We start from the raw sequence: 1004 nt of genomic DNA on the forward strand, positions 1-1004 counted from the left end.
TTATTGATCCGGCTCGGGTGCTCTTGAAATCCGCGTTCGTCGGCCCAAGTCGGCGGGATGAAGCATATAGACATGCGCAAGCTGCCAGCAGCCGCGCAAGAAGAGCGCCGGCGGCAAGTGATCGGCCTGCGCCAGAGCGGGCTGACCTATGAGGCCATTGCCGCGCAGGTGGGTCTGACCCGCACCGGCGTCTTCGACATTTGCCGCCGCTTTGCCGAGAAGGGTCAGGCCGGCTTGGCCAGCGGACCGCGCGGCCCGGCCCCTGGCACAGGGCGGTTTCTCCAGGCCGAGCAGGAAGCGCAAGTCCGCGCACTGATCCGCCGGCACACGCCTGACGAACTCGGTCTTCCGTTCGCCCTGTGGAGCCGGGCAGCGGTGCGGGCGCTCATCGAGCAGCACTGCGGGGTCCGGCTGGCGGTGCGTACGATGAGCACCTACCTGGCGCGTTGGGGCTTCACAGCCCAGAAGCCGCTCCGACGGGCCTATGAGCAGTCGCCGAAGGCGGTGCGGCGCTGGCTGCGGCAGGACTACCCGGCCATCGTGGCGCAAGCCAGAGGAGAGAAGGGCACGATCTTCTGGGAGGATGAGACCGGCTTGCGCTCCGACGATGTGCGTGGCCGCAGCTTCGCCCCGCGCGGCCGGACGCCGGTCGTGCGCCCCAGCCACCAGCGCGCGAGGCTGGGCCTGATCTCGGCTGTGACCAACAAGGGCGAGTTGCGCTGGATGGTGCTCGAGGGGGCGCTCAAGGCCCCGACCCTGATCCGCTTTCTCGGGCGGCTCATCCAGGATGCCGACGGCAAGGTGTTCCTGATCTGGGACAACCTGCCGGTCCATCGGGCCCGGGCGGTGCAGGACTGGTTGGCCGAGCGCACGGCGCAGATCGAGGTCTTCTCCCTGCCCTCCTATAGTCCGGAGTTGAACCCGGACGAGGGCCTGAACGCTGACCTGAAGCACGCCGTGACGCGGAAACCACCCGCCCGCAGCAAGCCCGCCCTCAAGCGCGC

General features: G+C 68.7%; 1 protein-coding gene. It reads left to right on the forward strand.

Annotated elements, in window-relative coordinates:
• Positions 1 to 72 precede the first annotated feature (72 nt).
• The coding region (locus JKL46_RS34895; RefSeq protein ID WP_201843032.1) for an IS630 family transposase at positions 73 to 1004 on the forward strand (932 nt) is incomplete at its 3' end.

Origin of the sequence: Microvirga zambiensis WSM3693 (assembly GCF_016735695.1) — a bacterium.
In the GTDB taxonomy this organism is placed as follows: domain Bacteria; phylum Pseudomonadota; class Alphaproteobacteria; order Rhizobiales; family Beijerinckiaceae; genus Microvirga; species Microvirga zambiensis.